The 22,527-nt window shown below is 42.9% G+C and carries 20 protein-coding genes; 9 read left to right on the forward strand and 11 right to left on the reverse strand.

The features are described from left to right. Positions 1–222 precede the first annotated feature (222 nt). The 3 genes from MHN30_RS09560 to MHN30_RS09570 are packed head-to-tail and all read right to left on the reverse strand — an operon-like array spanning position 223 to position 2,325. A complete protein-coding gene (locus MHN30_RS09560; protein WP_010372783.1) occupies positions 223–657 on the reverse strand; it encodes an acyl-CoA thioesterase in 435 nt (144 codons plus the stop codon). Next, positions 654–1,478 (reverse strand): M23 family metallopeptidase, encoded by an 825-nt coding sequence (locus MHN30_RS09565; protein WP_099029095.1) that lies wholly within the window; start codon positions 1,476–1,478, stop codon positions 654–656. Before MHN30_RS09565 ends, MHN30_RS09560 begins: the two co-directional genes overlap by 4 nt. Then, a complete protein-coding gene (locus MHN30_RS09570) occupies positions 1,471–2,325 on the reverse strand; it encodes a 6-carboxytetrahydropterin synthase (RefSeq protein WP_130164096.1) in 855 nt (284 codons plus the stop codon). The genes MHN30_RS09565 and MHN30_RS09570 overlap by 8 nt, the downstream gene beginning before the upstream one ends. Positions 2,326–2,565: 240 nt before the next feature. Here MHN30_RS09570 and fabA point away from each other — a divergent pair, with 240 nt between their 5' ends. Further along, positions 2,566–3,081 carry a 3-hydroxyacyl-[acyl-carrier-protein] dehydratase FabA gene (gene fabA / locus MHN30_RS09575; protein ID WP_010372774.1) on the forward strand — a complete coding sequence of 172 codons (516 nt, stop codon included), beginning with the start codon at positions 2,566–2,568 and terminating at the stop codon, positions 3,079–3,081. A gap of 78 nt (positions 3,082–3,159) precedes the next feature. On the opposite strand, the gene rmf is transcribed toward fabA, so the two are convergent. The 7 genes from rmf to lrp all read right to left on the reverse strand — a co-directional run bounded on the left by rmf (position 3,160) and on the right by lrp (position 10,679). Continuing rightward, positions 3,160–3,330, reverse strand: coding sequence for a ribosome modulation factor (gene rmf, locus MHN30_RS09580; protein WP_010372771.1), 171 nt, complete (start codon positions 3,328–3,330; stop codon positions 3,160–3,162). Between the two features lie 488 nt (positions 3,331–3,818). Beyond that, positions 3,819–5,114 (reverse strand): serine--tRNA ligase, encoded by a 1,296-nt coding sequence (serS, locus tag MHN30_RS09585; protein ID WP_130164097.1) that lies wholly within the window; start codon positions 5,112–5,114, stop codon positions 3,819–3,821. Between the two features lie 7 nt (positions 5,115–5,121). Next, a complete protein-coding gene (crcB, locus tag MHN30_RS09590) occupies positions 5,122–5,502 on the reverse strand; it encodes a fluoride efflux transporter CrcB (RefSeq protein ID WP_239359365.1) in 381 nt (126 codons plus the stop codon). 2 nt (positions 5,503–5,504) lie between these two features. Next, entirely contained in the window at positions 5,505–6,845 is a 1,341-nt protein-coding gene (locus tag MHN30_RS09595; RefSeq protein WP_239359366.1) for a replication-associated recombination protein A, read from the reverse strand. Further along, positions 6,838–7,476 (reverse strand): outer membrane lipoprotein chaperone LolA, encoded by a 639-nt coding sequence (lolA, locus tag MHN30_RS09600; RefSeq protein WP_069020658.1) that lies wholly within the window; start codon positions 7,474–7,476, stop codon positions 6,838–6,840. The genes MHN30_RS09595 and lolA overlap by 8 nt, the downstream gene beginning before the upstream one ends. Continuing rightward, on the reverse strand, positions 7,476–10,085 hold the full coding sequence (locus tag MHN30_RS09605) for a DNA translocase FtsK (RefSeq protein ID WP_239359368.1): 2,610 nt from the start codon (positions 10,083–10,085) through the stop codon (positions 7,476–7,478). Before MHN30_RS09605 ends, lolA begins: the two co-directional genes overlap by 1 nt. 114 nt (positions 10,086–10,199) lie before the next feature. Further along, positions 10,200–10,679, reverse strand: a complete 480-nt coding sequence (lrp, locus tag MHN30_RS09610) for a leucine-responsive transcriptional regulator Lrp (RefSeq protein WP_010372754.1) — start codon at positions 10,677–10,679, stop codon at positions 10,200–10,202. A gap of 139 nt (positions 10,680–10,818) precedes the next feature. On the opposite strand from lrp, the gene ald reads away from it, so the two are divergent. Next, positions 10,819–11,940, forward strand: coding sequence for an alanine dehydrogenase (gene ald / locus MHN30_RS09615; protein ID WP_010372751.1), 1,122 nt, complete (start codon positions 10,819–10,821; stop codon positions 11,938–11,940). Between the two features lie 85 nt (positions 11,941–12,025). Here ald and MHN30_RS09620 read toward each other — a convergent pair whose 3' ends face one another. Further along, a complete protein-coding gene (locus MHN30_RS09620; RefSeq protein WP_239359370.1) occupies positions 12,026–12,985 on the reverse strand; it encodes a DUF4382 domain-containing protein in 960 nt (319 codons plus the stop codon). A 164-nt stretch (positions 12,986–13,149) separates the two neighbouring features. On the opposite strand from MHN30_RS09620, the gene MHN30_RS09625 reads away from it, so the two are divergent. The 7 genes from MHN30_RS09625 to MHN30_RS09655 all read left to right on the forward strand — a co-directional run bounded on the left by MHN30_RS09625 (position 13,150) and on the right by MHN30_RS09655 (position 22,271). Then, on the forward strand, positions 13,150–15,018 hold the full coding sequence (locus MHN30_RS09625) for a methyl-accepting chemotaxis protein (RefSeq protein ID WP_165384097.1): 1,869 nt from the start codon (positions 13,150–13,152) through the stop codon (positions 15,016–15,018). Positions 15,019–15,084: 66 nt separating this feature from the next. Further along, on the forward strand, positions 15,085–15,651 hold the full coding sequence (locus MHN30_RS09630) for a PilZ domain-containing protein (RefSeq protein ID WP_128728098.1): 567 nt from the start codon (positions 15,085–15,087) through the stop codon (positions 15,649–15,651). Positions 15,652–15,765: 114 nt separating this feature from the next. Continuing rightward, positions 15,766–16,803: an agmatine deiminase family protein gene (locus MHN30_RS09635; RefSeq protein ID WP_130126344.1), complete on the forward strand. Its 1,038-nt coding sequence runs from the start codon at positions 15,766–15,768 to the stop codon at positions 16,801–16,803. Positions 16,804–16,808: 5 nt separating this feature from the next. Further along, the gene (locus tag MHN30_RS09640; RefSeq protein ID WP_239359372.1) at positions 16,809–17,699 is read left to right on the forward strand and encodes a carbon-nitrogen hydrolase; all 891 of its coding nucleotides are present in this window, start codon (positions 16,809–16,811) and stop codon (positions 17,697–17,699) included. 16 nt (positions 17,700–17,715) lie between these two features. After that, positions 17,716–21,189 (forward strand): transcription-repair coupling factor, encoded by a 3,474-nt coding sequence (gene mfd / locus MHN30_RS09645; RefSeq protein ID WP_239359374.1) that lies wholly within the window; start codon positions 17,716–17,718, stop codon positions 21,187–21,189. Beyond that, a complete protein-coding gene (locus tag MHN30_RS09650) occupies positions 21,186–22,010 on the forward strand; it encodes a CsiV family protein (protein ID WP_222240471.1) in 825 nt (274 codons plus the stop codon). The genes mfd and MHN30_RS09650 overlap by 4 nt, the downstream gene beginning before the upstream one ends. 12 nt (positions 22,011–22,022) lie before the next feature. Then, complete coding sequence (locus MHN30_RS09655) at positions 22,023–22,271, forward strand: lipoprotein (RefSeq protein WP_039495925.1); 249 nt, start codon at positions 22,023–22,025, stop codon at positions 22,269–22,271. Positions 22,272–22,527 lie beyond the last annotated feature (256 nt).

Here is a 22,527-nt window from a genome sequence, read left to right on the forward strand (position 1 = left end):
AAAAATTATGAGTAAAAAGTGACTCATTTGTCCTCTGAATGAAGGAAACTCGATTCGAATAACAAATGATGGCTCGATTAATTATCATGAATGGTTTTAGCCGTTCTTGACGAATAGCAATTTTAAAAAGATTTGTATGATGTGTTCTTTTTAATCTATTAAATATAGGGCTTAGCCCTATATTTGCTTTAGAGATTTTAAAAATAAAATCTTAGCGAAAAACTAGCTATCAAAGCCGTTTAGCATTTTGTCACAAACCACAGGAGTTGGCCTATGATTGTCATCTACGGCAACAAAGGTAAAACTACCGGTAATTGCTAAGTGTTTATCATCTTTGTGCATTCTTTCAAGATAGATTTCAACATCAACCTTTAAGCTGGTATTACCAACATGCACTACTTTCGATACTAATTCAGCAAAAGTACCAGCAGGAATTGCCTCTTTGAAATCGACTCGGTCTGACGAAATCGTTACCAAAGGTTTGCGACAAAAACGCGTTGCAGCAATAAAGGCAACTTCGTCCATCCAAGCCAGTGCGTCACCACCAAATAAGGTGTTGTGATGGTTTGTACGGCCTGGGAATACGGTTTTTGTTACGTGTGTGATTGAGCTTTTAATGCGTTGCTCAACAATGGCTTGTCTTTGTTCGTCTGTCATTTTTGTACTGCTTTATCCGCTAGTGTATCTTTCATAAGTAGAGCTGGATCGAGTCGTTCCCCGAACCAATTAAAGCGCCAATCTAAATGCGGGCCAGTTACCCTGCCCGTCGCGCCAATTTCAGCGATTTTATCGCCAGTTTTTACCGTATCGCCAACCTTAACATCCAGTTTACTAAGGTGGATATACGTAGAAGTAATACCGTGACCGTGATCGATAATCAAAGTGCCGCCACTGTAATAAAGATCTGGATTTGCAAACACTACTTTACCCGATACCGGCGCTAAGACCGGTTCACCCGTTTTGTTTGCGATATCTAATCCAAAATGTGGTCGTTTTGGCTCACCATTAAAATATCTTTGGCTACCATAAACACCTGAAATACGGCCCTTCGCAGGTCTGAAAACAGGGTCTTTAAAGAATAATAAATCCGAATTGCCTTGTCTTGCTTTTGACACGGCTTGTGCTTCTTCACGTATGCGCTTTAGCACCGACTCTGGTGGCGAAACATACTTTTTCGCCACTCCCGTGATCTTGTCTATATCGTAATCTCTTTTCGTGATCACTATCGCTTGGCGATGCTTTTGACCATCATCAGACTGCCAACTCAAGATGTGGTTAAGTTCAGCATCACGGCCAAAACCAAACACGAAATAGCCATCTTTAGAGCGCTTTAATTCTGTTTCGTTTAGCTTTATCTCAGTTGCATTTTCAAGCTTACCGACGACCAAGCCACCTTGTGTCAGGTTACCTTTTAATTCAAGCGCCTCAGCAAATAATGTGGTGCTCGCAAGCAATATGACAATTGCACGTTTAAGCATACGCAATCGCTCCTTTTCCAACCCCTTCGTATGCTCTTACTTCAACCTTATCATGTGGATTTTGCGCCTTTATTTGGCCTGCAAGATAGTCCGCAATACATTCAACTGTTGTATCGCAAGGTAATATATCGCAACGTGATTTGCTGATCGCCAACTCAAAATATCCCTGCGACGAGGTATACGCGAATGCATAATCTTCATCTTGAGCGGTTACATACTGAAGCAAACTAGGATCAATCAAGTCTTCTTCACTGCCAAGATAAATATCTTGCCATTTATCCGCCCATTGTTTTTGTATTCTAGGCATGCTGATATCATTTAGCTTCACACCAATCAATGAACGATGACCATGAATAATACGCTGACAGTTGCCATCATGTTTCTTTAAGCCATGGCTATAGTGATAATAGAAGCCTGTTGCGGCCTCTGGACGCAGTGTTATATCTAAATCTTTCACGTTGTCAGGCATATGCGGCATAATAACAGACTTAAGGTAAGCAATTGCATTGGCTTCATTGATTTCATCCCCTTCCACTACACACACCGCCTCTTCCGGTGCATTCATGGCTAAGTGATTTCCATCAAATTGCATATCAAATTCAAATCGGCCTTCACTGTGTTTTGCATTACACGCAAGTGCGCTGGGTACCGCTAATTTGTGGTCCAGCTTTTCGTCGATAATACGTTTGATTTGCTTTTTAACTTTTGCAAAGTCTAACACCATAGACTCTTCGTTTAGCTCACCATGCAACACAATATCGGTGATCCAGCTTTCACCTACCGCACCACGACGTGGGCAAAGGTACGAAAAATCAATTACGGTCAAAGAGTCAACAAAAAGGATCATAGATCACCTAAAATAGCCTGCTAAAAAATCATCCCCGATTATAATGATTTTCACATTATAAATCGCCCCTAATTGGAACTGATTTGCATTTAATCTCTTCAATTTTTTGAAATTTAATCAAATAGACATATCTTTAGCGCAAAATTTACAAGTCTCCGTACGCTTTTTAACTGTTCGGAGTTGTTTAGCGTACATCTGTACGCTAAAGTAGCGTCAATTTGCAAGCTAAGAAGAAGATTTATGGAACCGAAGAACAGCTATACAAAAGAAGAACTTATTTTATGTGGTCGTGGAGAAATGTTTGGTGAAGGCAACTGCCGCCTACCTAGCGACAACATGCTAATGATGGATCGCATCGTTCAAATTAATGATGACGGTGGTGAGCATGGTAAAGGTCAAATTATTGCTGAACTCGACATAAACCCTGATCTGTGGTTCTTCGACTGCCACTTCAAAGGTGATCCAGTAATGCCTGGTTGTTTAGGGTTGGATGCGATGTGGCAATTGGTAGGCTTCTTCCTTGGTTGGTCTGGTGGTCCTGGTCTTGGTCGTGCACTCGGTGTGGGCGAAGTGAAGTTTACGGGTCAAATCTTACCGACGGCTAAAAAAGTGACTTATCGCATTGAAATGAAGCGCGTTATCAAACGTAAGCTATTTATGGGTCTAGCAGATGGCATCGTCGAAGTTGACGGTCGCGTGATCTATGAAGCAAAAGATTTGAAAGTAGGACTTTTCCAAGATACCAGCGCATTTTAACTTTTTCGCTGTTATCGTTTTATAGCTTTAAAAACACACAAAGCCCCATCTGGGGCTTTGCTCTCCTAAAATTCGGTATCAGGTTTTAAAGATGTTGCGATTATCCATCGCTTCTCGCCATCCGCCTAACCATTCTGATCTGTGTTCTACTTGTTGATAGGGACAATTTTCTTTCGACCGACCGGCTAATCCTGCCTTAAATCCTTGTGAATGTGCTCTTTCTAAACGGTCTCTTTTCTGTCTCTTCATAGGTAATATCCTCACCTTTTTCTCGATCAGCATTAGCGTTTCTAATACTGTGTAGTTCAAACTTAAGCGAACGTCATTCAAAACGAAGATATTGACTTGCGATATAATGACAATTCGTACTAACAATTTAAATTAAAGATTTTATTGAGAAAAGTTAAACACGAGCGACATCGTATTTCATACAGATGTGCTACTTACCGATGAGATTTGGCCAAACCCATACCTTCAATAAATCACATCTCAGCGAGTCATGCAATGATCAGAAATGTAATTCTTGTACAGCTGAGCACAAAAAGCATAATTATTTTAATTTTATGTAGATACCTAGATATTCAAGACGTAAATTATAGGTTGAAGATCTTGTTTTTCTATATTTCTCTGTAAAAAAACATTCATAATATAGTAATAAAAAGAGGCTGGACGAATCCAACCTCTTTTCAATAACTTGAGTTTTTAAATCGAGCAAAGCTCAATTAAGCAGTACTATCTTAGCTTGCTTTAATAACCTCTACACCACCCATATATGGTTTTAGTGCATCAGGCACAATAATTGACCCATCTGCCTGTTGGTAGTTTTCTAAAATCGCAACTAGAGTACGACCTACCGCTAAACCAGAACCATTAAGAGTATGAAGTAGTTCTGGCTTCTTCTCACCACTACGGCGGAAACGCGCTTGCATACGGCGCGCTTGGAAATCCCACATGTTTGAACAAGAAGAGATTTCTCTGTAGGTATTTTGCGCTGGTAACCAAACTTCCAAATCGTACGTTTTCGTCGCACCGAAACCCATGTCTCCTGTACAAAGCACCACTTTTCTGTAAGGTAAGCCAAGTGCTTGTAAAATTTGCTCAGCATGGCCTGTTAACTCTTCAAGCGCTGCCATAGAATCTTCAGGTTTTACAAGCTGGACAAGTTCAACCTTATCAAACTGGTGTTGACGAATAAGTCCGCGCGTATCACGCCCATAACTACCTGCTTCGCTTCTAAAACAAGGCGTGTGCGCCGTCATCTTAATCGGCAGCTCTTTTTCGTCGTAAATAACATCACGAGCGCAGTTAGTTAATGGTACTTCTGCCGTCGGAATTAGGCTAAAGCCATCTTGGTCTTCAGATAATGCTTCTGTATGGAACAAATCTTCTGCAAACTTAGGAAGCTGACCCGTGCCAAACAAGCTCGCTTTATTCACAAGATATGGTACATACATTTCGGTATAACCATTTTGCTCAGTGTGCGTATTCAGCATTAGTTGTACAAGTGCTCTATGCATACGTGCTACGCCACCGCGCATCACTGTAAAGCGAGAACCACTTAGCTTAACACCAGTTTCGAAATCGAGACCCTTATCAAGCGCTTCGCCAAGGTCAACATGATCTTTAACTTCAAAATCAAACTGCTTTGGCTCACCCCAAGTGCTTATTTCAACATTCTCAGACTCATCGACACCTGCAGGTACCTCTTCAGCAGGGAGGTTTGGCAACGACATTGCGTAGTCATTAAGTTCAGCAAGAATTTTGTCTTGCTCTTCTTTTGCCGCACTTAATTGATCGCCCAAGTTTGCAACAGCATCTAGTAAAGGTTGAACGTCTTCCCCTTTCGCTTTAGCTTGACCAATCGCTTTGGAGGAACTGTTACGCTCACTCTGTAATTCCTGAGTTTTGGTTTGTAGCGCTTTGCGCTTTTCTTCTAATTCGGTGATCTTAGCAACATCGAGTTCAAAACCACGCTTTTTCAGACGCGCAGCAGCTTCCTCGATGTCTTGACGAAAGTATTTAGAATCTAACATTGTTTTTTTAACCTTTTTGCATGATGAGGCAGAGACCAACCCAGGCCATAAAGATACACGCCACCACGTTTAATGTGACGTTAAACGCCATTTTCACATATTGCCCTTGTTGAAGTAACAACAAGGAATCCATTGAGAATGTAGAAAAAGTAGTCAGAGCACCTAAAAAGCCAATACCTATCAACGTTTTAGATGGTGAAACCGAAATAACTTCTTTTTCAATTAAACCGTAAAGCACACCCATCAATAATGAACCAAGAATATTAACGATCAACGTCCCAAAAGGGAATCCCTTACCTAAGAGTTTTATCGACATATCGCTGATAAAAAAGCGTAACATTGCACCAAACGCTCCACCTAGCGCAATTGTGAAATAGTGTATCAGCATCGCTACTTGTACCTCTTGATGCTACTTTGTGCATTTTGCGTCCGTAGATAGTTGAGCTTGTCAGCGATTTGTTTCTCAAGTCCCCTGTCTGTGGGTTGATAATATTGTCGCTCTTGAATGGCTTCAGGGAAGTAATTTTCTCCGGCGGCAAAGGCGCCTGGTTCATTATGCGCATAACGGTATTCTTCGCCAAAACCGAGCTCTTTCATTAGCTTTGTTGGTGCATTTCTGAGATGTTCAGGTACGGGGTAATTCGGATCACTTGCAGCATCACGTTTAGCTTGATTGAAAGCCATGTAGACCGCATTACTTTTTGGCGCACTTGCAAGATAAAGCGTTGCCTGTGCTATCGCACGCTCTCCTTCGCTTGGCCCAACACGATGAAATATATCCCAAGCATTTAACGCAACTTGCATCGCTCTTGGGTCTGCATTGCCGATATCTTCCGTGGCGATCGCCAGCAATCGCCTTGCTACATAGAGCGGATCGCCTCCGCCTGCTAGTATTTTGCAATACCAATAAAGTGCCGCATCTGGTGCGCTGCCACGAACTGACTTATGAAACGCTGAGATTAGGTCATAATATAGGTCGCCCTTATTGTCATAACTTGATAATTGGCTGGGCAACACTTGTTTTAGTACAAGTTCATTCACCAAATGAGTGTTTGAGTTTGGCTCAAAACTTAAGTCAACCGCCTGCTCCAGCAAATTAAGTGCCTTTCTTGCATCTCCCGAAGCTGCTTTGGCGATGAGTTCAAGCGCGCTGTCATCAATGGTGATAGCTAATTTCGACAGCTGTTCATCGCGGGACAACGCATCTTTAAGTACTTGACCTAGTTCGTCCTCTACAAGCGATTGTAAGGTATAGACACGCGCGCGAGACAAGATCGCGTTATTCAGTGCAAAAGAAGGGTTTTCAGTGGTCGCGCCAATAAAAATAAAGGTGCCATCTTCAATGTGAGGTAAAAATCCGTCTTGCTGGGATTTGTTAAAGCGATGTACTTCATCAACAAATAACAGCGTACGTCTGCCAAACTGAGCTAATCGGTTTTTAGCATCGACGACCGCTTCACGAACCTCTTTAATTCCCGCGCTAACAGCGGAAAGCTTAATAAGCTCTGCATCCGCATAGTTGGCAATGATCTCAGCAAGGGTGGTTTTACCCACCCCGGGTGGCCCCCAAAGGATCAGGCTATGACAGCGTCCAGATTCAATCGCACGATAAAGTACAGAGCCTTTGGACAAAATATGACTCTGCCCGACATATTGCTCTAACGAGGTTGGCCGCATTCTTGCGGCCAACGGTCGTACATCTGGTGTAAAATCAAACCCTAAACTAGTCACTGCCTCTTTGGTCGTCTACGACCACTCCTTGTGGAATTGTAAACTCAAACAAACTCTCTTTTACTGGTACATTGACTTTGCTTTCCTTAAAGCTAAACGTAGAGACTTGACCTGAAATATCGTTCACTTTCAATAATGCTAAGCCGTCATTTTTATCATCAAAACGCAGTGTTAATTGCTCTACCTGCGAGTCTACTTTGTTTTTTGGCGTGATCAGATATTCTTGACCGTTAAGAGCTACGTTGTACTTCAACCATTGACTGTCCTCTTGGGTCGTAAGTAGCACAAATGGCGTAGTATCAATAAGTTTAGTCGTATCTAGGATGGTCACTTGCTCAGCAAACGTATCGTAGTAATAGGTTGTTGCTCCGCTTGATACAAATAAAGTGTCATCCGGCATCTCTTGTTGCCAGCGGATTTTTAGTGGCTGCGCTAAGGTTATCGCCCCTTCGCCGGTTTGCAACTCATTGCCTTCTTGATCTTTAACGATTTGCTCAAACTTACCTTGAAAACTGGTTAATTCAGCCAGTCTTCCTTTTAGACTTTGCATCGCTGCCTCATCAGCCCACACAGGCTGAATAAAGAGGTTTGATAATACCGTTAGCAACGCAATTTGCTTAAATTTTTTCATTAATTGGCTCCACCTTTTACCAATACATCTCGTGCACCATTATGACCAGGAGCACTTACCACTCCAGACATTTCCATTTGCTCAACTAATCGAGCGGCACGGTTATAACCAACCCTTAACTTACGTTGTACACTCGAAACAGACACTTTGCCTGTTTCAATAACAAACCCAACGGCTTCATCATAAAGTGGGTCAGACTCTTCATCCCCACCTTCCGGTGCTTCGCCTGGTAGTAAAATATCCTCAGTCGCTTCACCGCATAGAATTTCTTCTACGTAGTTTGGTTTGCCTCTTGCTTTCCAGTCACTCACTACCGCATGTACTTCATGATCGTCAACAAACGCGCCATGTACACGAACCGGAACACTCGTTCCTGGCGGCAAATAGAGCATGTCACCCATACCCAACAGATTCTCCGCACCTTGTTGGTCTAAGATTGTACGTGAATCAATCTTACTTGATACTTGGAACGCCATTCGCGTTGGTATATTCGCTTTGATCAAACCCGTAATAACATCTACTGATGGACGCTGTGTTGCCAGCACTAAATGTATGCCTGCCGCTCGCGCCTTTTGTGCAATACGTGCAATTAACTCTTCTACTTTTTTACCAACAATCATCATCATGTCGGCAAATTCGTCTATAACGACCACGATACTCGGTAATTTATCTAGCTCTTGTGGTTCATCCGCCATACCGTCTGTATCTTTAAAGAGTGGATCTAAAATTGGATGACCCGCTTCTTTAGCGTCTTTAATCTTTTGATTGTAACCTTTGAGGTTACGAACACCGAGTGCCGACATCAGCTTATAACGGCGTTCCATTTCCCCCACACACCAGCGTAGCGCGTTTGCTGCCTCTTTCATATCGGTAACCACTTCGCATAATAAATGTGGGATACCTTCGTAAACTGAAAGCTCAAGCATTTTCGGATCTATCATGATCATTCGCACATCTTCTGGCGGCGACTTATATAACAAGCTTAAGATCATGACATTAACGCCCACTGACTTACCAGAACCAGTGGTACCGGCCACCAGCAAATGCGGCATTTTGCCTAAATCAGCAACGACCGGTTGGCCTGCGATATCTTTACCAAGCACCATAGTCAAAGGAGATGGATTTTGTTCAAACTTAGGGGCGCCTATCACTTCAGACAAACGCACGATTTCACGGTGTTTGTTAGGTAGCTCTAAACCCACATACGTCTTGCCCGGGATAACCTCAACTACACGCACACTGACTGCAGATAATGAACGCGCTAAGTCTTTTGCTAAACCTGTGATCTTAGCAACTTTAATGCCCGGCGCGAGATCTAACTCAAAACGCGTAACGACAGGACCTGGATACACACCAACTACCTGCGCCTGTACGTTGAAGTCTAATAGTTTAGTTTCAACCAACCGCGAAACCTGATCTAACTCTTCTTGCGAGATTGGGTTTTTAGCCTTGTCAGGTCTATCCAACAAATCTAATGAAGGCAATGGATCCGCAGGTGGCTGAGCTTCTAGAAGCGCTTCAAATTGCTCTTTTGCGCTTGGTGGAGGCTGATAACCATTGGCCGCCTTTTCAGGTACTTTAGGCTTAAGAGGCCTTGCCGGAGAAACTACTTTGGTTTCGTGTACTGGTGCTTCATCCAAGGCATTTAAAGCCGCGACAGTATCTAGTGGCTCATCCTCTATCGCTGAAAAGTTGATTTCTTGCTCTAGAATATCATCTAGCTCATCGAACACCGACGGCTCTCTCTTCTCTTGTAGATCAGAGTGCGGTGCAGACGAAGTTTGAGGTGTAGATTCAGTGTTAGTTTTGCGGAACAATTTATCTTTTAATTTACCAAGTCCACTGGGTTCTTCTTCAGCATCGAAATCTATATTAATTTCAGTATCGGTTTGCTGCTGGAGAGCCTGCTCATGATCATCGTTTCGCTCGGTAGCTATTATTGGTGTCTCACTTTCTACTCTATCCGTTTTGGTGCCAGCACCCTCAGGTTTCTGTGAAACTGACTGCGTTTGCTCTATATTGCGCTCTGCTGTCAGCCTATCGCGTAACCATCTAAAACCGGCGAGTACCTTTTCACCTAAATAATCAACAAATTCAACCCAAGATACACCGGTAAGTAATGTCATTCCGGCAAAGAAAAAGCACAGTAACAGTATAGAAGTACCGGTAAAGTTAAAGGCAGGCATCATTGCACCAGCAACCACATCCCCTACTACCCCACCAGATGAGAAATTATAGATATCATCGAAATTGATGCTGCTGATTGCGCTCGCAGAGGTAATAAACAGCGTCGCGCCAATAAGGCGTAAACCTAACGTGGTGTAATCGAGTTGCAGTAGCTTATGCGGTTTTTTAAACAGTAGATAACCAAGAAACTGCAGCGCCGCTGGGATCAAAAACGCCAGCCAACCGAAACTCAGCAGCATAATGTCTGCCAGCCAAGCTCCGGCAGCACCCGTTATATTGTTTACTTTTACGTACTCACCGGATTGAGTCCAAGCAGGATCGGCTGGGTCGAAACTTATCAACGCACACAACATAAATATTGCTGCAGCCGTGCTTACAATCAAACCTGTCTCTAAGAGGCGTTGCACACCATTTAAGCGCATTGTAATTAAACCTTTTTTCTGTTTCTTTTCTGGACTATAAAAGCCCAAAACGTCAGCAAATTAGTGATTTGCGTTAGTATTGCTGTATATACTTACACCTTACCAAGAAATACCTCAAGGTGCACAAGGTTTTATTACTTCTCCTTCTTCTCCTTTTACTTCTTCCATGACCACAAAAGTGCGACTTTCACTGATGTTTGGCAGTTTAAGTAAAATTTCTCCTAAAACTCCTCGATATTCTGACATGTCGGTCACTCGTGTCTTTAATAAATAGTCGAAACTACCGGACACAAGGTGACATTCAATAATTTCGTCATGCTGCTTTACTGCTTGATTAAATCTATCGAACACATCAGGCGAGTTTTTATTCACTGTCACTTCAACAAACACTAAAAGTCCCTGCCCAAGCTTAGCAGGATCGACTACGGCTTTATAACCTCGAATAAATCCTTCTCGCTCCAGCTTTTTAACGCGCTCCAAGCAAGGCGTAGCGCTCAATCCTATACGTTTGGCTAATTCTACGTTGGAAATTCTGCCATCTTTCTGAAGTTCGACTAAAATCTTTCTGTCGATTCTGTCTAGTTGTTGATACATAGTGTAGTTTTTTATCCTGAATGATTCATTAATTCAGAGTATATCACTACATTTAAATATTAAAACAGTGAGACACACTGGCTATAGGTAAATATAATAGTCAAAAATTTTACCCCGTTCTTATGTTGAGGCGAATATTATGATTATTGGTGTACCTAAAGAGATAAAAAACCACGAATACCGCGTTGGTATGGTTCCTGCGAGCGTTCGTGAACTAATCAATCACGGTCACGAAGTCGTTGTTGAAACAAATGCTGGTATCGGCATTGGTTTTACTGACGAAGATTATGTTCAAGTTGGTGCTAAAGTTTTAGACACAGCGGCAGAAGTTTTTGCTACTGCTGATATGATTGTTAAAGTAAAAGAGCCTCAAGCTGTTGAGCGCGCAATGCTACGTGAAGATCAAATCCTATTTACTTACCTTCACCTAGCACCAGATCTTCCACAAACAGAAGATCTAATCAAGAGCGGTGCTATCTGTATCGCATACGAAACGGTAACTGATGCGCGTGGTGGTCTTCCACTGCTAGCGCCAATGTCAGAAGTTGCTGGTCGTATGTCAATTCAGGCAGGTGCTCAAGCGCTTGAAAAGTCACGCGAAGGCCGTGGTATGCTGCTAGGTGGCGTGCCGGGTGTTGAACCAGCTAAAGTCGTTGTGATCGGTGGTGGTATGGTTGGTCGTAATGCAGCTCAAATGGCGGTAGGTCTAGGCGCAGACGTTACTATCCTTGACCGTAGCATCGACGTACTACGTTCACTAAATGCACAGTTTGGTAGCCAAGCTAAAGTTATCTACTCAACGGCTGATGCACTTGAAAAGCACGTACTAGAAGCAGATCTTGTGATCGGCGGCGTACTAATTCCTGGTGCAGCAGCTCCTAAGCTTGTAACTGCAGAACACATCAAAGCGATGAAGCCAGGTGCTGCCATTGTTGACGTTGCAATCGACCAAGGTGGTTGTATAGCGACTTCTAAAGCGACTACACACGCAGAACCAACATACATTGTTGATGACGTAGTTCACTACTGTGTAGCTAACATGCCTGGTGCTGTACCACGTACTTCAACGTTTGCACTTAACAATGCAACGCTTCCGTACATCATCAAGCTTGCAAACTTAGGCTACAAACAAGCGCTATTAAATGACAAACACTTCATGGACGGCTTAAACGTTCTGAAAGGTCAAGTAACGTGTAAAGAAGTGGCAGAAGGCTTCAACATGGAATATGTTGACCCGCGTGCTGCACTAGAAAATGCTTAATTTTGAATTTAAGTAGTAAAAAGGGCTTCAATTGAAGCCCTTTTTGTTTGCTGTTATACCAATTCGCTTAAAACACTAATTGGTATTAGTTTGTCTCGAAATTGACTTCTGTATCTTGCGTTAACGTAACGTCTTTTGTTTGATACAAACTAAAATCTGCATCTATCGTTTCGGCATCATCTAAATGACCTAAGCACGAATACCCTACTTTGTAATCTCCAGAACCAATAAATGCTATCTCATATTCACTCTCGGCATCTAAGTTTGCGGTTGCTACTGGCGCTGAACCTTCATCACTGATGTCGCTAGGCACTGCAACATCCGCTTTATAAAGATAAACAACGTGTTTGTACTCTCCGACTAGAGGAGCTAGGTCCGCATTATCTGCTATACATGCATTTTTCACAGACTCGCTAACCATGCCCTCAATCTCGAAACTGGTTAACAGATTTTCCAAACGGACAGCTGTTGGTTTTAGATAAACGGTGTCATCATTTGTGCGCTTCAACAGCGCCTTATTTAAGTCAAACTCCAATACGATTTGGTTCTCACCTTCATTTAACGAGAAGTTATTGAGTTGGATTTCACCTACACCATCGTTGCCTTTACGGGTTACGGCTAATGGTGCTTGACTACCATCTAAAAAACGCACGCTAGAGGTTAAATCAAAATTAGACCCCGCACTACCGTTTACAACATCGGCTCTGATCCACTCATAATCACCAGCATCGATCTCTTGGTCATTTACAACCAAATAGATATCATCACCCGTATATTCAAGCAGATTGATTTTCATTGGATTACCCTGTGCATCCAAGGTATCAAATGTGACATCTTCTTTTCCAGATGCTCTAAATGTCAGCCGTTGAATAACAAGGTTTACCTCTGCAAGATTATTCACAGCAGCATCTGACACACCAACACTTACGGTGGTTTTTTCGGTTGGTTGCGTGGTGTTGTTGTCGTTTGAGTCAGAACCTGAACCGCCACCGCATGCAGCGAGTATCATTGCCGAGGCAATTGCTGTTAAAGCTGGTTTATACATGATGTTTTCTCCTCTTCTAAGTTTTAGAGAATAGGAATTGCACCATGAATAAATAATTAATATAAACGCAATAATTTGAAATACCTTCAAATCAACGCAGAAGATTTGGCATTTTCTTATTAAATGTCATAAGTTTAATGTATCAAACTTATTGGAGTGTGGCCGTGAAGTTTAAACACAAAGTCGTATCCGTCTCTGCGCTTGTGCTGCTTGCAGCATTACTGATCTTATCTGTTATTCAATACATTTCCGTGCAATCAGCAATCAAAGCACAAGCCGAACAAAGTGTGAATGAAATAATTCAAGGAATTGGTAACACTGTCACTGCGCAAATGAAAGGAGCAACCGATCTCGCCGCGCTTGCTACCAATCTCGTGGCTTCCACTGACACCCTAGACGCAGCCTTTCCTATCCTCTCGCAGCCACAGCTCACAACCTCTTTCCTACTGATAGGTTATGGTGAAGAGCAAACAGGAAAATATGTCGCTAGCGATCCAAATTGGAACCCTGGTGCAAACTGGGACCCGAGAAAGCGACCTTGGTATACCGACGCAAAAACTGCACGAAAGCTCATTATCACAGCGCCTTACGCTGACGCAGTAAGTAACGAAATTGTGGTATCAATCGGTGCACCAGTGTTTAAACAAGGCCAATTCAACGGCGCGATTTTTTACGACGTTAGTTTGGCAAAACTCGGCGAAATGATTAACTCGTTCAACCTGCTCGACGCAGGTTTTGCCTTTATGGTGAGTAAAGACGGGTCGACTATCTCACACCCTGATGTAAAACTAAATGGTAAGTCTTCTCGTACATTTCTCGGTGACATAAGTATCTCAGAAAATATCCAATACGTTGAAGTAAATGGCGAAGACAAATTAGTACAGTTTAAAGAGGTCGAAGGCTTAGATTGGTATTTAGGGGTGATGCTGGATGAAGACACCGTTTTTGCTGCACTTTCACGACTGCAAAGAGATGCAGCCATATTTGCCTTTATTTCTGTGGCACTCGCGACTGTACTACTTTCTTTTGTAATTAGCTTATTATTAAAGCCGCTTGATGAAATCAACACCGCCATGGCTGCTATCGCACGCGGTAATGCGGACTTAACCGTACGATTAAATACCGAGCATGAACCCGAATTTGCAGCACTGGCGCAAAATTTTAATGCCTTTACCAGTAGCTTACAGTCTCTAATAGCGAATATTCAGGGTTTAGGCCATGAAGTTTTAAACGATGCTCAACAAACATCTAAAGTTGCAAATAAAGCCAAACTTTCCATTCAAGAGCAATTAGCGAGTATCAAAGTCCTTGATGAAGCAACAACACACATGTCTACAACTGAACATCAAGTAACACAATCTGCCCATGAAGCCGCTGAAGCAATTAAAACCACCGATCAAGTTGCTCGCCAAGGAGAAAAAATCGTTGCAGAAACAACGGAGACAATTCAAGAGCTATCTAATCAAATCAGTTCGGCAATGACCGTAGTTACGGAGTTAGAAAGCTCGTCTACAGCTATTGAGCAAATATTATCGGTTATCAACAGCATCGCTGAGCAAACCAATCTCCTAGCGCTCAATGCTGCCATTGAAGCCGCAAGGGCCGGTGAGTCTGGCCGCGGCTTTGCCGTCGTTGCTGACGAAGTGAGATCGCTTGCACAAAGAACACAAGAAGCCACAACTGAAATCCGTGGAATGATAAGTCAACTACAGTCAGGTTCAGAAAGCGCGGTTACTGTAATGAAGCAAAGCCAACATTATGTCGATAAAACGGTTGAAAAGGCAGAGCAAACTCGAGCCGCGCTTGAAGATATGCGTAGTGCCATTCGCCATATTGTCGATTTGAATTCCCGCATTGCTGATATGCTGAATGAGCAAAATGATATTGTAAATAACGTGAATAGCAGTAGCTCATCAATTCGTGGTATTTCCGAATCGGTGTATAGCGAAGCTAAGAGCGTAGATGCCACCATGCAGTCTCAAGTAGAAAAGATAACAACCCAAGAACAACTACTTGAGCAATTCAAAGTTTGATTATCGGTAAACTAAACCGTTACTATAGAGACAGTTGTAAAGCGGCGCGATGCCAAGAGATAAAACATGAAAGCGAATTTGCAGGAATTATTTGAACAGTATTTTCAGATAGCTGAACAGGTTCAGATCAACCTCTACCCGGTTGATGACAATATGGTTCCAGAAAACGAATATCAATTAGAAGCTGCAATTCCGCCGCTATTTAAACTCGCGAACGAAATTAATGAGTTAGATCTTAATGCCCTGCGACCACTTCGTAATCTGGGTGATATTGCCAATGAGTTAGCAGCTTATTTGCAGGCGCAATCACGTAAGATTGATTTAATTATCAGCCATATTCTCGCAACCGAAGAGCCTGACGACAGCCATCTATTTTGTGACAGCTACGGCGGCGGCGGCCTGACCGCAACGTTAGAAGCAGATTATGAGGTCGGACAATCGTTACGAACTAAAATATTTTTGCGCAATGAAGCCAGTGCTATCTTTTGCTACTCACAAGTCATTGCCAAGCAAGATGGTAAATTCACCCTCGCCTTTACCGCTATTAGAGAAGCGGATCAAGAGTTGCTCGTACGGGCGAGCTTACACGCCCAGACCAGACAACTTAAGCTAAAGCAGCAAAAAGACCAATAAGGCATTTAACGCATTAAGTGCCTTCTTTAAATGCTCAATTATCTTCACAAAACTTACTGACACACCTGAGGTTAATGATAAACTATAGGCTTATTATTATATGGTGATGATTTAATGAGTTTTACTTTACTCCCAGAATGGGCACCACAAGACGCTATCATGCTTACTTGGCCGCATTCTGATACCGATTGGAGCGACATTCTCAGTGACGTTGAACCTGTGTACGTTGCACTTTGCCAACATATTACCCAAGTTCAAGAAGTCGTTATCGTGGCGCATAATGATGCGTTAAAACAGCATATCGAAAACCTACTCGGCGCAGCTGAGGTTAGCTTAACCAAGTGTCACTTTGTTGTGACGCCTTGCGATGACACCTGGGCCCGTGACCACGGTCCACTTACGACGCAAACAAGTACAGGAAATCTATGTATTAAAGATTTCACCTTTACGGGTTGGGGTAACAAGTTTGCTGCGGATTTAGACAATAAGATCAATCAGCAGCTAGCCAAACAGGTCCTCAACCCAAACTGTACCTTTGAAAAAGTTGACGTGGTACTTGAAGGCGGCGGTATTGAGATCAACGAGTCCAATGTCCTATTGACTACTTCAGAGTGTCTGTTGAACCCAAATCGCAATCCACATCTAAGTAAAACCGAATTAGAACTATTGTTGCAAAAAGAGTTGGGTGCTGAGTCATTCCTGTGGGTAGATCATGGATACTTAGCCGGTGATGATACGGATAGTCATATCGACACGTTAGTGCGTTTTGCACCGGATAACACCTTGGTATATGTAAAGTGCGACGACAAATCAGACGAGCACTATGATGCTCTCAATAAAATGGAACAGCAGCTACGCACATTCCGCACCCCAAATGGCGATCCATACCGTTTGATTAGTTTACCTTGGCCTAGCGCTAAATTTGATAACGAGGGTGAGAGATTACCTGCAACCTATGCAAACTATCTGATCTTGAATAAAACGGTGTTAGTACCTATCTATGGCGACGACAAAGATCAAGAAGCACTGGACAAAGTCTCTCTTGCCCACCCAGAAAGAACGGTAATTGGCGTTAACTGCCTACCAATCATCCATCAATTCGGTAGCCTGCACTGTATTACGATGCAGTTACCAAAAGGTTTTTTAAGGTAAGTACCATGACTGAAAAAAACATCAAAGTTGGTATTGTTCAACATAGCAACTCTACAGATCTCGTAAACAACTTTGCGAAAACCTGTGACGGTATCCGAAAAGCGGCAAGTCAGGGTGCTAAGCTTATCGTGTTACAAGAATTGCACCGCAGCTTGTATTTTTGCCAGACTGAAGACACCGATCTCTTCGACTTAGCGGAAACCATTCCAGGCCCAAGCACAGACTCACTAGGCGCACTTGCAAAAGAGCTTAATGTTGTCATCGTTGCGTCGTTATTTGAAAAGCGTGCAACAGGGCTTTATCACAACACCGCAGTTGTACTTGAGTCTGATGGTACGATTGCTGGCAAATACCGTAAAATGCACATTCCTGATGACCCAGGTTTTTATGAAAAGTTTTACTTCACACCTGGCGACATGGGCTTTACTCCAATTCAGACTTCTGTAGGCAAATTAGGCGTACTGGTATGTTGGGATCAATGGTTCCCAGAAGGTGCACGCCTGATGGCAATGGCGGGCGCTGAGTTTTTAATCTACCCAACGGCAATCGGCTGGGATCCTCGCGATGACAAAGCAGAGCAAATTCGTCAACGAGATGCTTGGATAATTGCACAGCGTGCACATGCAGTCTCTAACGGAGTACCTGTGATTAGCGTTAACCGTGTTGGCCATGAAGCAGACCCTTCAGGTCAAAGTGAAGGTATTCAATTCTGGGGCAATTCTTTTGTTACCGGTCCACAAGGCGAAATGTTATTGCATGCATCTGAAGAAGCTGAGGAAGTCTCGGTTGTTGATGTTGATATTGCACGCAGTGAATCTGTTCGTCGCATCTGGCCGTACTTAAGAGACAGACGAATCGAACACTATCAGGATCTTTGCAAAATTTATCGCGATTAATAAATAGGAGTAATCAATGGCGAATGTGCAATGGAACAATTTACCTTGGGTAAAATCAAACAAGGATAAAATTTCGTGGGGTAATTTGGTTGGCAGTAGCTTATCACTGTGTTTGAGTGAGCACATCCAACAACACGACAACTTAGTTGTACTGGTCACCCCCGATACACCTTCTGCACTTCGCCTTGAGCATGAACTGGCGTATCTTTTAAAAGACACGCCTGTCATGATGTTTCCTGACTGGGAAACATTACCCTATGATCACTTTTCACCACATCAAGACATTATTTCTCAGCGTCTTGCAACGCTAAATACACTCAAACAGGAAAAGCAATCCGTACTCATCATTCCTGTTTCAACCCTGATGCTACGTACCGCACCACCTAGCTTTATCCACGGCATGAGTCTTCAGGTAAAAAAAGGTGACACAGTAGACGCACAAAGCTTGCGTGATACCTTAACTCAAGCGGGTTATCGTCATGTTCAGCAGGTAATGGAACATGGTGAGTTTGCTGTTCGAGGCTCCATTATCGATTTATACCCCATGGGTAGCCCACTCCCCTTTAGACTAGATTTCTTTGATGATGAGTTAGACTCAATTCGTCATTTTGATATCGAAAGCCAACGCTCAAATGATGAGATTGATGCTATCGATTTATTACCGGCGCACGAATTCCCAACCAATGCAGAGGACATTGAACGCTTTAGAATTAATTACCGCGAAGCGTTCGGCGCAAGTAGTGAAAAAGACAGCATCTATATGCAAGTTAGTAAAGGAAACTGGCCTGCGGGTATAGAGTACTATTTGCCGCTCTTTTTTGATTCATTGGCGACAGTGTTTGACTATTTGCCTGAAGATACCGTATTTATGCCTTTTGGCGACATTGAAGCTGCGGCGCAAACCTTTTGGCAAGACGTATCTAAACGCTACGAAAGTCGCCGGGTTGACCCTCTTCGCCCGCTACTTTCACCAGCCAAGCTATATCAGCCAATTGAGACCTTATTTGAAGGTCTTAATGGCTTCTCTCGAATAAAGCTTAGTCAAGCGATGCTAGGAACCAAAGCGGGCAATAACAATGTCGCAGCTGAATTAATCGACGATGTTCGCATTGAGCATAAACAAGCTAATCCATATCAAAAAATCCTCGATTACATCGCTGCTGAGAAAAAGCAAAAGTCTCGGGTGTTATTCAGTGTTGAATCAGAGGGCCGGCGAGAGTCACTGCTTACCTTATTAAAACCAACAGGGCTAAAGCTTAAGCCTTATAAACGCATTGCAGAGTTTGTCTCTAGCGACTCAGATGTTGGTGTGGTCGTCACTCCACTTGCTACCAGTGTGAAACTTCTGGATAAACAATCGCTGTCTATCATCACCGAGCAAGAGCTTTTAGGTGTTAAGATCTCCCAAAAGCGCCGCCGTAAACATAAATACGAACAAGGGCAAGATGCCCTGATCCGAAACCTCGCTGAGTTAAAAGAAGGTCAACCTATTGTTCATTTAGATCATGGTGTAGGCCGCTATTTAGGGCTGGAAACCATAGATGCAGCGGGTATTGCTACCGAGTTTGTGACTATCATCTATGCCAATGACGCTAAACTTTATGTGCCAGTTTCTTCGCTTCATATGCTCAGTCGTTACTCAGGAGGTGAAGAAGCTTCTGCACCACTTCATAAACTGGGTAATGACGCCTGGGAAAAAGCAAAACGCAAAGCGGCTGAAAAAGTCAGAGATGTTGCTGCTGAACTCCTAGACATATACGCAAAACGCCAAAGTAAGCCGGGATATGCATTTAAGCTAGATGCGAGTGCCTATCGAGACTTTTCTGATAGCTTCCCATTTGAAGAAACAGACGATCAACGCAATGCAATCACAGCCGTACTTGCAGATATGCAATCAAGCCTAGCAATGGATAGACTCGTTTGTGGTGATGTTGGCTTTGGTAAAACCGAAGTGGCCATGCGCGCAGCATTTGTTGCCGTCAACGATAGCAAACAAGTGGCAGTCTTAGTACCAACTACACTCCTTGCCCAACAACACTTCGAGAACTTTAAAGACCGTTTTGCCGATCTGCCTGTTGAAGTCGGTGTGCTTTCGCGCTTTAACTCAGCGAAAGAACAAAAAGAGACGTTACAAAAACTTGAAGAAGGCAAAATTGATATTGTAATAGGCACCCATAAGCTTATTCAAGAAAACATCAAGTTCGCCGATTTGGGTTTGTTGATTGTTGACGAAGAACACCGCTTTGGTGTGAGGCAAAAAGAAAAGATTAAGCAGCTTAGAGCGGATGTCGACATTCTTACCCTTACCGCTACCCCAATTCCGCGTACACTGAATATGGCAATGAGTGGTATGCGTGATCTCTCTATTATCGCGACACCGCCAGCCAAACGATTAGCAGTAAAGACCTTTGTGCGAGAGCGCAACGACGAGCTTATCCGCGAAGCAATTTTGCGTGAAATCAAGCGCGGTGGACAGGTTTACTTCCTCCACAATAACGTCGAGACGATAGATAAAATCACCGCTGATATCTCCGCGCTCGTGCCAGAAGCCAACGTCACCACTGCCCACGGACAAATGCGTGAAAAAGAACTTGAGCACCTAATGGGCGAATTCTACCACCAAAAGTATAACGTGCTTGTGTGTACAACCATTATTGAAACCGGTATCGATATCCCCTCTGCTAATACCATCATAATGGATAGAGCCGATAAACTCGGATTGGCACAGTTACATCAGCTTCGCGGCCGTGTAGGACGAAGCCATCACCAAGCATACGCATACCTACTCACGAAGAATAGCCAAGCCTTAACTAAAGACGCGGTCAAACGATTACAGGCCATTGAGCAACTCGAAGACTTAGGCGCAGGTTTTGCTCTCGCCACCCACGATTTAGAGATCCGTGGTGCGGGTGAGTTACTGGGAGACGACCAAAGCGGTCAAATTCAAACCGTTGGCTTCACACTGTATATGGAAATGCTAGAACAAGCAGTTGAAGCTTTAAAAAATGGTAAAGAGCCGACACTCGATAACCTACTTCAGCAGCAAAGCGAGGTTGATCTTAAGTTCCCAGCACTGCTACCGGATGATTACATTCATGATGTAAATATTCGCCTTAGCATGTATAAACGCATTGCTAGCACAAAGTCGCTGGCGGAGCTTGATGAGCTGCAAATCGAATTAATCGACCGCTTTGGGCTGCTGCCAGATGCGGCGAAAAACCTCTTTGCGGTGCAGTCTGTTAAACTAAAAGCAACCCAGCTAGGCATTAACAAGGTCGAAGCAAACCCCAAAGGTGGTTTCTTCGAGTTCAGTAGTCATACAAAAGTTAACCCAACATTCATCATAGGATTGATACAAAGTAGCCCGTCAACCTATAGAATGGAAGGCGCGAATAAACTGAAGTTCCTGATCGAAGAGAAAAATGGCCAAGAGAGATTAAAACTGGTCAATGCGATGATTGATGACTTTGAGAAAAAGGCAGTAGCATGAAAACAATAAAAAGTCTGGCCATCCTAGCGGCTTTGGTAAGTAGCGCGTCTGCACATGCCACCCGTTGGTTTGAAGTAGAAATGATAGCATTTGAGCAAGAGCCTAGTTTCTCTTTGCGAGAAGACTTTAGTATTGAACCTGAGCCGCTCAATCAAAAAAACATCAAGTCACTATTATTCGACGGTTTTAATACCACCGGCTATAAACTATGCTTAGAAGGCAGTGAGCAGTTTGCTGAGCACGATTTTATTCGTGGATTAACGTCGGGTGCGCGCTCCAGCTCTTGCGACCCAGAGGCAAACTATGTTGAAAAATTCGGCACTTTGCCTCTTTCACCGCAAGTTGAGCCACAAGAACATATGGACTCAATTTATTTATTGAATGAGTCACAGTTTAATTTTTCTAACAAAATTGCCGAGTTAAAACGTAAAGGACTCAAGCCACTGTTGCACACTGGTTGGCGATTCCCTGAACAAAGTAACAAACGTGCGCCTAATATCGAAATTATTGCTGGCAAACAGTTTGAGTCACCATCCAGTTATAGCGTAATAGAAAATGACGATCAGTTTTCGTCACTATCGAACCGTTTTAATATTCAAGAATCAAAAGATCAAGTGCATTGGCAGCTTGAAGGCTTGATTAAAATTCACGTGAGACATTACCTTTACGTGACCACAGATTTAGATTTAAAGTACGAAGACGGCAACGACATTCGTACTGCTCGTATGTCCCAATATACACGCGTGTATAGCGGCGACATACATTACTTAGATCACCCTAAACTTGGGGTCATCTTTCAAATAAGAAAATACAAACATTAGACGGGCAACCCTATGAAAAAATTACTAACTGCTGCTGCGCTACTCACCCTAGTCGGCTGTTCTAAAGTAAGTTTGGAAAACTACAACAAGCTAGAAGTAGGCATGGACAAAGCTGAAGTTGAGAACATTCTTGGCTCTGCTGATAAATGTGAAGAAAAAACGCTACACACCAATTGCATTTGGGGAAGCGAAAACAAGCACATTAAAGTAACGCTGCTTTCCGATAAAGTAACTCTTTATTCAAAGAAAGGAATTGAATAAACCTTAAATTCGTTATCGAGACTCAATAATAAATTGATTGAGTCTCATGCATTCCATCATTCTGTAGTTAAATAATGTTATAAAATTAGTGTCAAATAAGTTATCTCTCTTTAAACAAATATTGAATTCGTAAACCAATCAATACAACCCACTTTTAATTTCCCCAATACAACAACAATAGATTTAACAATTGGTAACAAAAAACCAAAAAAACACGTAAAAACCAGCTTCAAAGTATAAAATGTAACAATTTAAT

It is taken from the genome of Pseudoalteromonas sp. OF7H-1 (assembly GCF_022347825.1).
GTDB lineage: Bacteria > Pseudomonadota > Gammaproteobacteria > Enterobacterales > Alteromonadaceae > Pseudoalteromonas > Pseudoalteromonas maricaloris.

What these genes read in the sequence shown, in the direction of transcription:
- MHN30_RS09560 (WP_010372783.1), bottom strand. Translation starts at nt 657, where the DNA reads ATGACAGACGAACAAAGACAAGCCATTGTTGAGCAACGCATTAAAAGC.
- MHN30_RS09565 (WP_099029095.1), bottom strand. Translation starts at nt 1,478, where the DNA reads ATGCTTAAACGTGCAATTGTCATATTGCTTGCGAGCACCACATTATTT.
- MHN30_RS09570 (WP_130164096.1), bottom strand. Translation starts at nt 2,325, where the DNA reads ATGATCCTTTTTGTTGACTCTTTGACCGTAATTGATTTTTCGTACCTT.
- fabA (WP_010372774.1), top strand. Translation starts at nt 2,566, where the DNA reads ATGGAACCGAAGAACAGCTATACAAAAGAAGAACTTATTTTATGTGGT.
- rmf (WP_010372771.1), bottom strand. Translation starts at nt 3,330, where the DNA reads ATGAAGAGACAGAAAAGAGACCGTTTAGAAAGAGCACATTCACAAGGA.
- serS (WP_130164097.1), bottom strand. Translation starts at nt 5,114, where the DNA reads ATGTTAGATTCTAAATACTTTCGTCAAGACATCGAGGAAGCTGCTGCG.
- crcB (WP_239359365.1), bottom strand. Translation starts at nt 5,502, where the DNA reads ATGCTGATACACTATTTCACAATTGCGCTAGGTGGAGCGTTTGGTGCA.
- lolA (WP_069020658.1), bottom strand. Translation starts at nt 7,476, where the DNA reads ATGAAAAAATTTAAGCAAATTGCGTTGCTAACGGTATTATCAAACCTC.
- MHN30_RS09605 (WP_239359368.1), bottom strand. Translation starts at nt 10,085, where the DNA reads ATGCGCTTAAATGGTGTGCAACGCCTCTTAGAGACAGGTTTGATTGTA.
- lrp (WP_010372754.1), bottom strand. Translation starts at nt 10,679, where the DNA reads ATGTATCAACAACTAGACAGAATCGACAGAAAGATTTTAGTCGAACTT.
- ald (WP_010372751.1), top strand. Translation starts at nt 10,819, where the DNA reads ATGATTATTGGTGTACCTAAAGAGATAAAAAACCACGAATACCGCGTT.
- MHN30_RS09620 (WP_239359370.1), bottom strand. Translation starts at nt 12,985, where the DNA reads ATGTATAAACCAGCTTTAACAGCAATTGCCTCGGCAATGATACTCGCT.
- MHN30_RS09630 (WP_128728098.1), top strand. Translation starts at nt 15,085, where the DNA reads ATGAAAGCGAATTTGCAGGAATTATTTGAACAGTATTTTCAGATAGCT.
- MHN30_RS09635 (WP_130126344.1), top strand. Translation starts at nt 15,766, where the DNA reads ATGAGTTTTACTTTACTCCCAGAATGGGCACCACAAGACGCTATCATG.
- MHN30_RS09640 (WP_239359372.1), top strand. Translation starts at nt 16,809, where the DNA reads ATGACTGAAAAAAACATCAAAGTTGGTATTGTTCAACATAGCAACTCT.
- mfd (WP_239359374.1), top strand. Translation starts at nt 17,716, where the DNA reads ATGGCGAATGTGCAATGGAACAATTTACCTTGGGTAAAATCAAACAAG.
- MHN30_RS09650 (WP_222240471.1), top strand. Translation starts at nt 21,186, where the DNA reads ATGAAAACAATAAAAAGTCTGGCCATCCTAGCGGCTTTGGTAAGTAGC.
- MHN30_RS09655 (WP_039495925.1), top strand. Translation starts at nt 22,023, where the DNA reads ATGAAAAAATTACTAACTGCTGCTGCGCTACTCACCCTAGTCGGCTGT.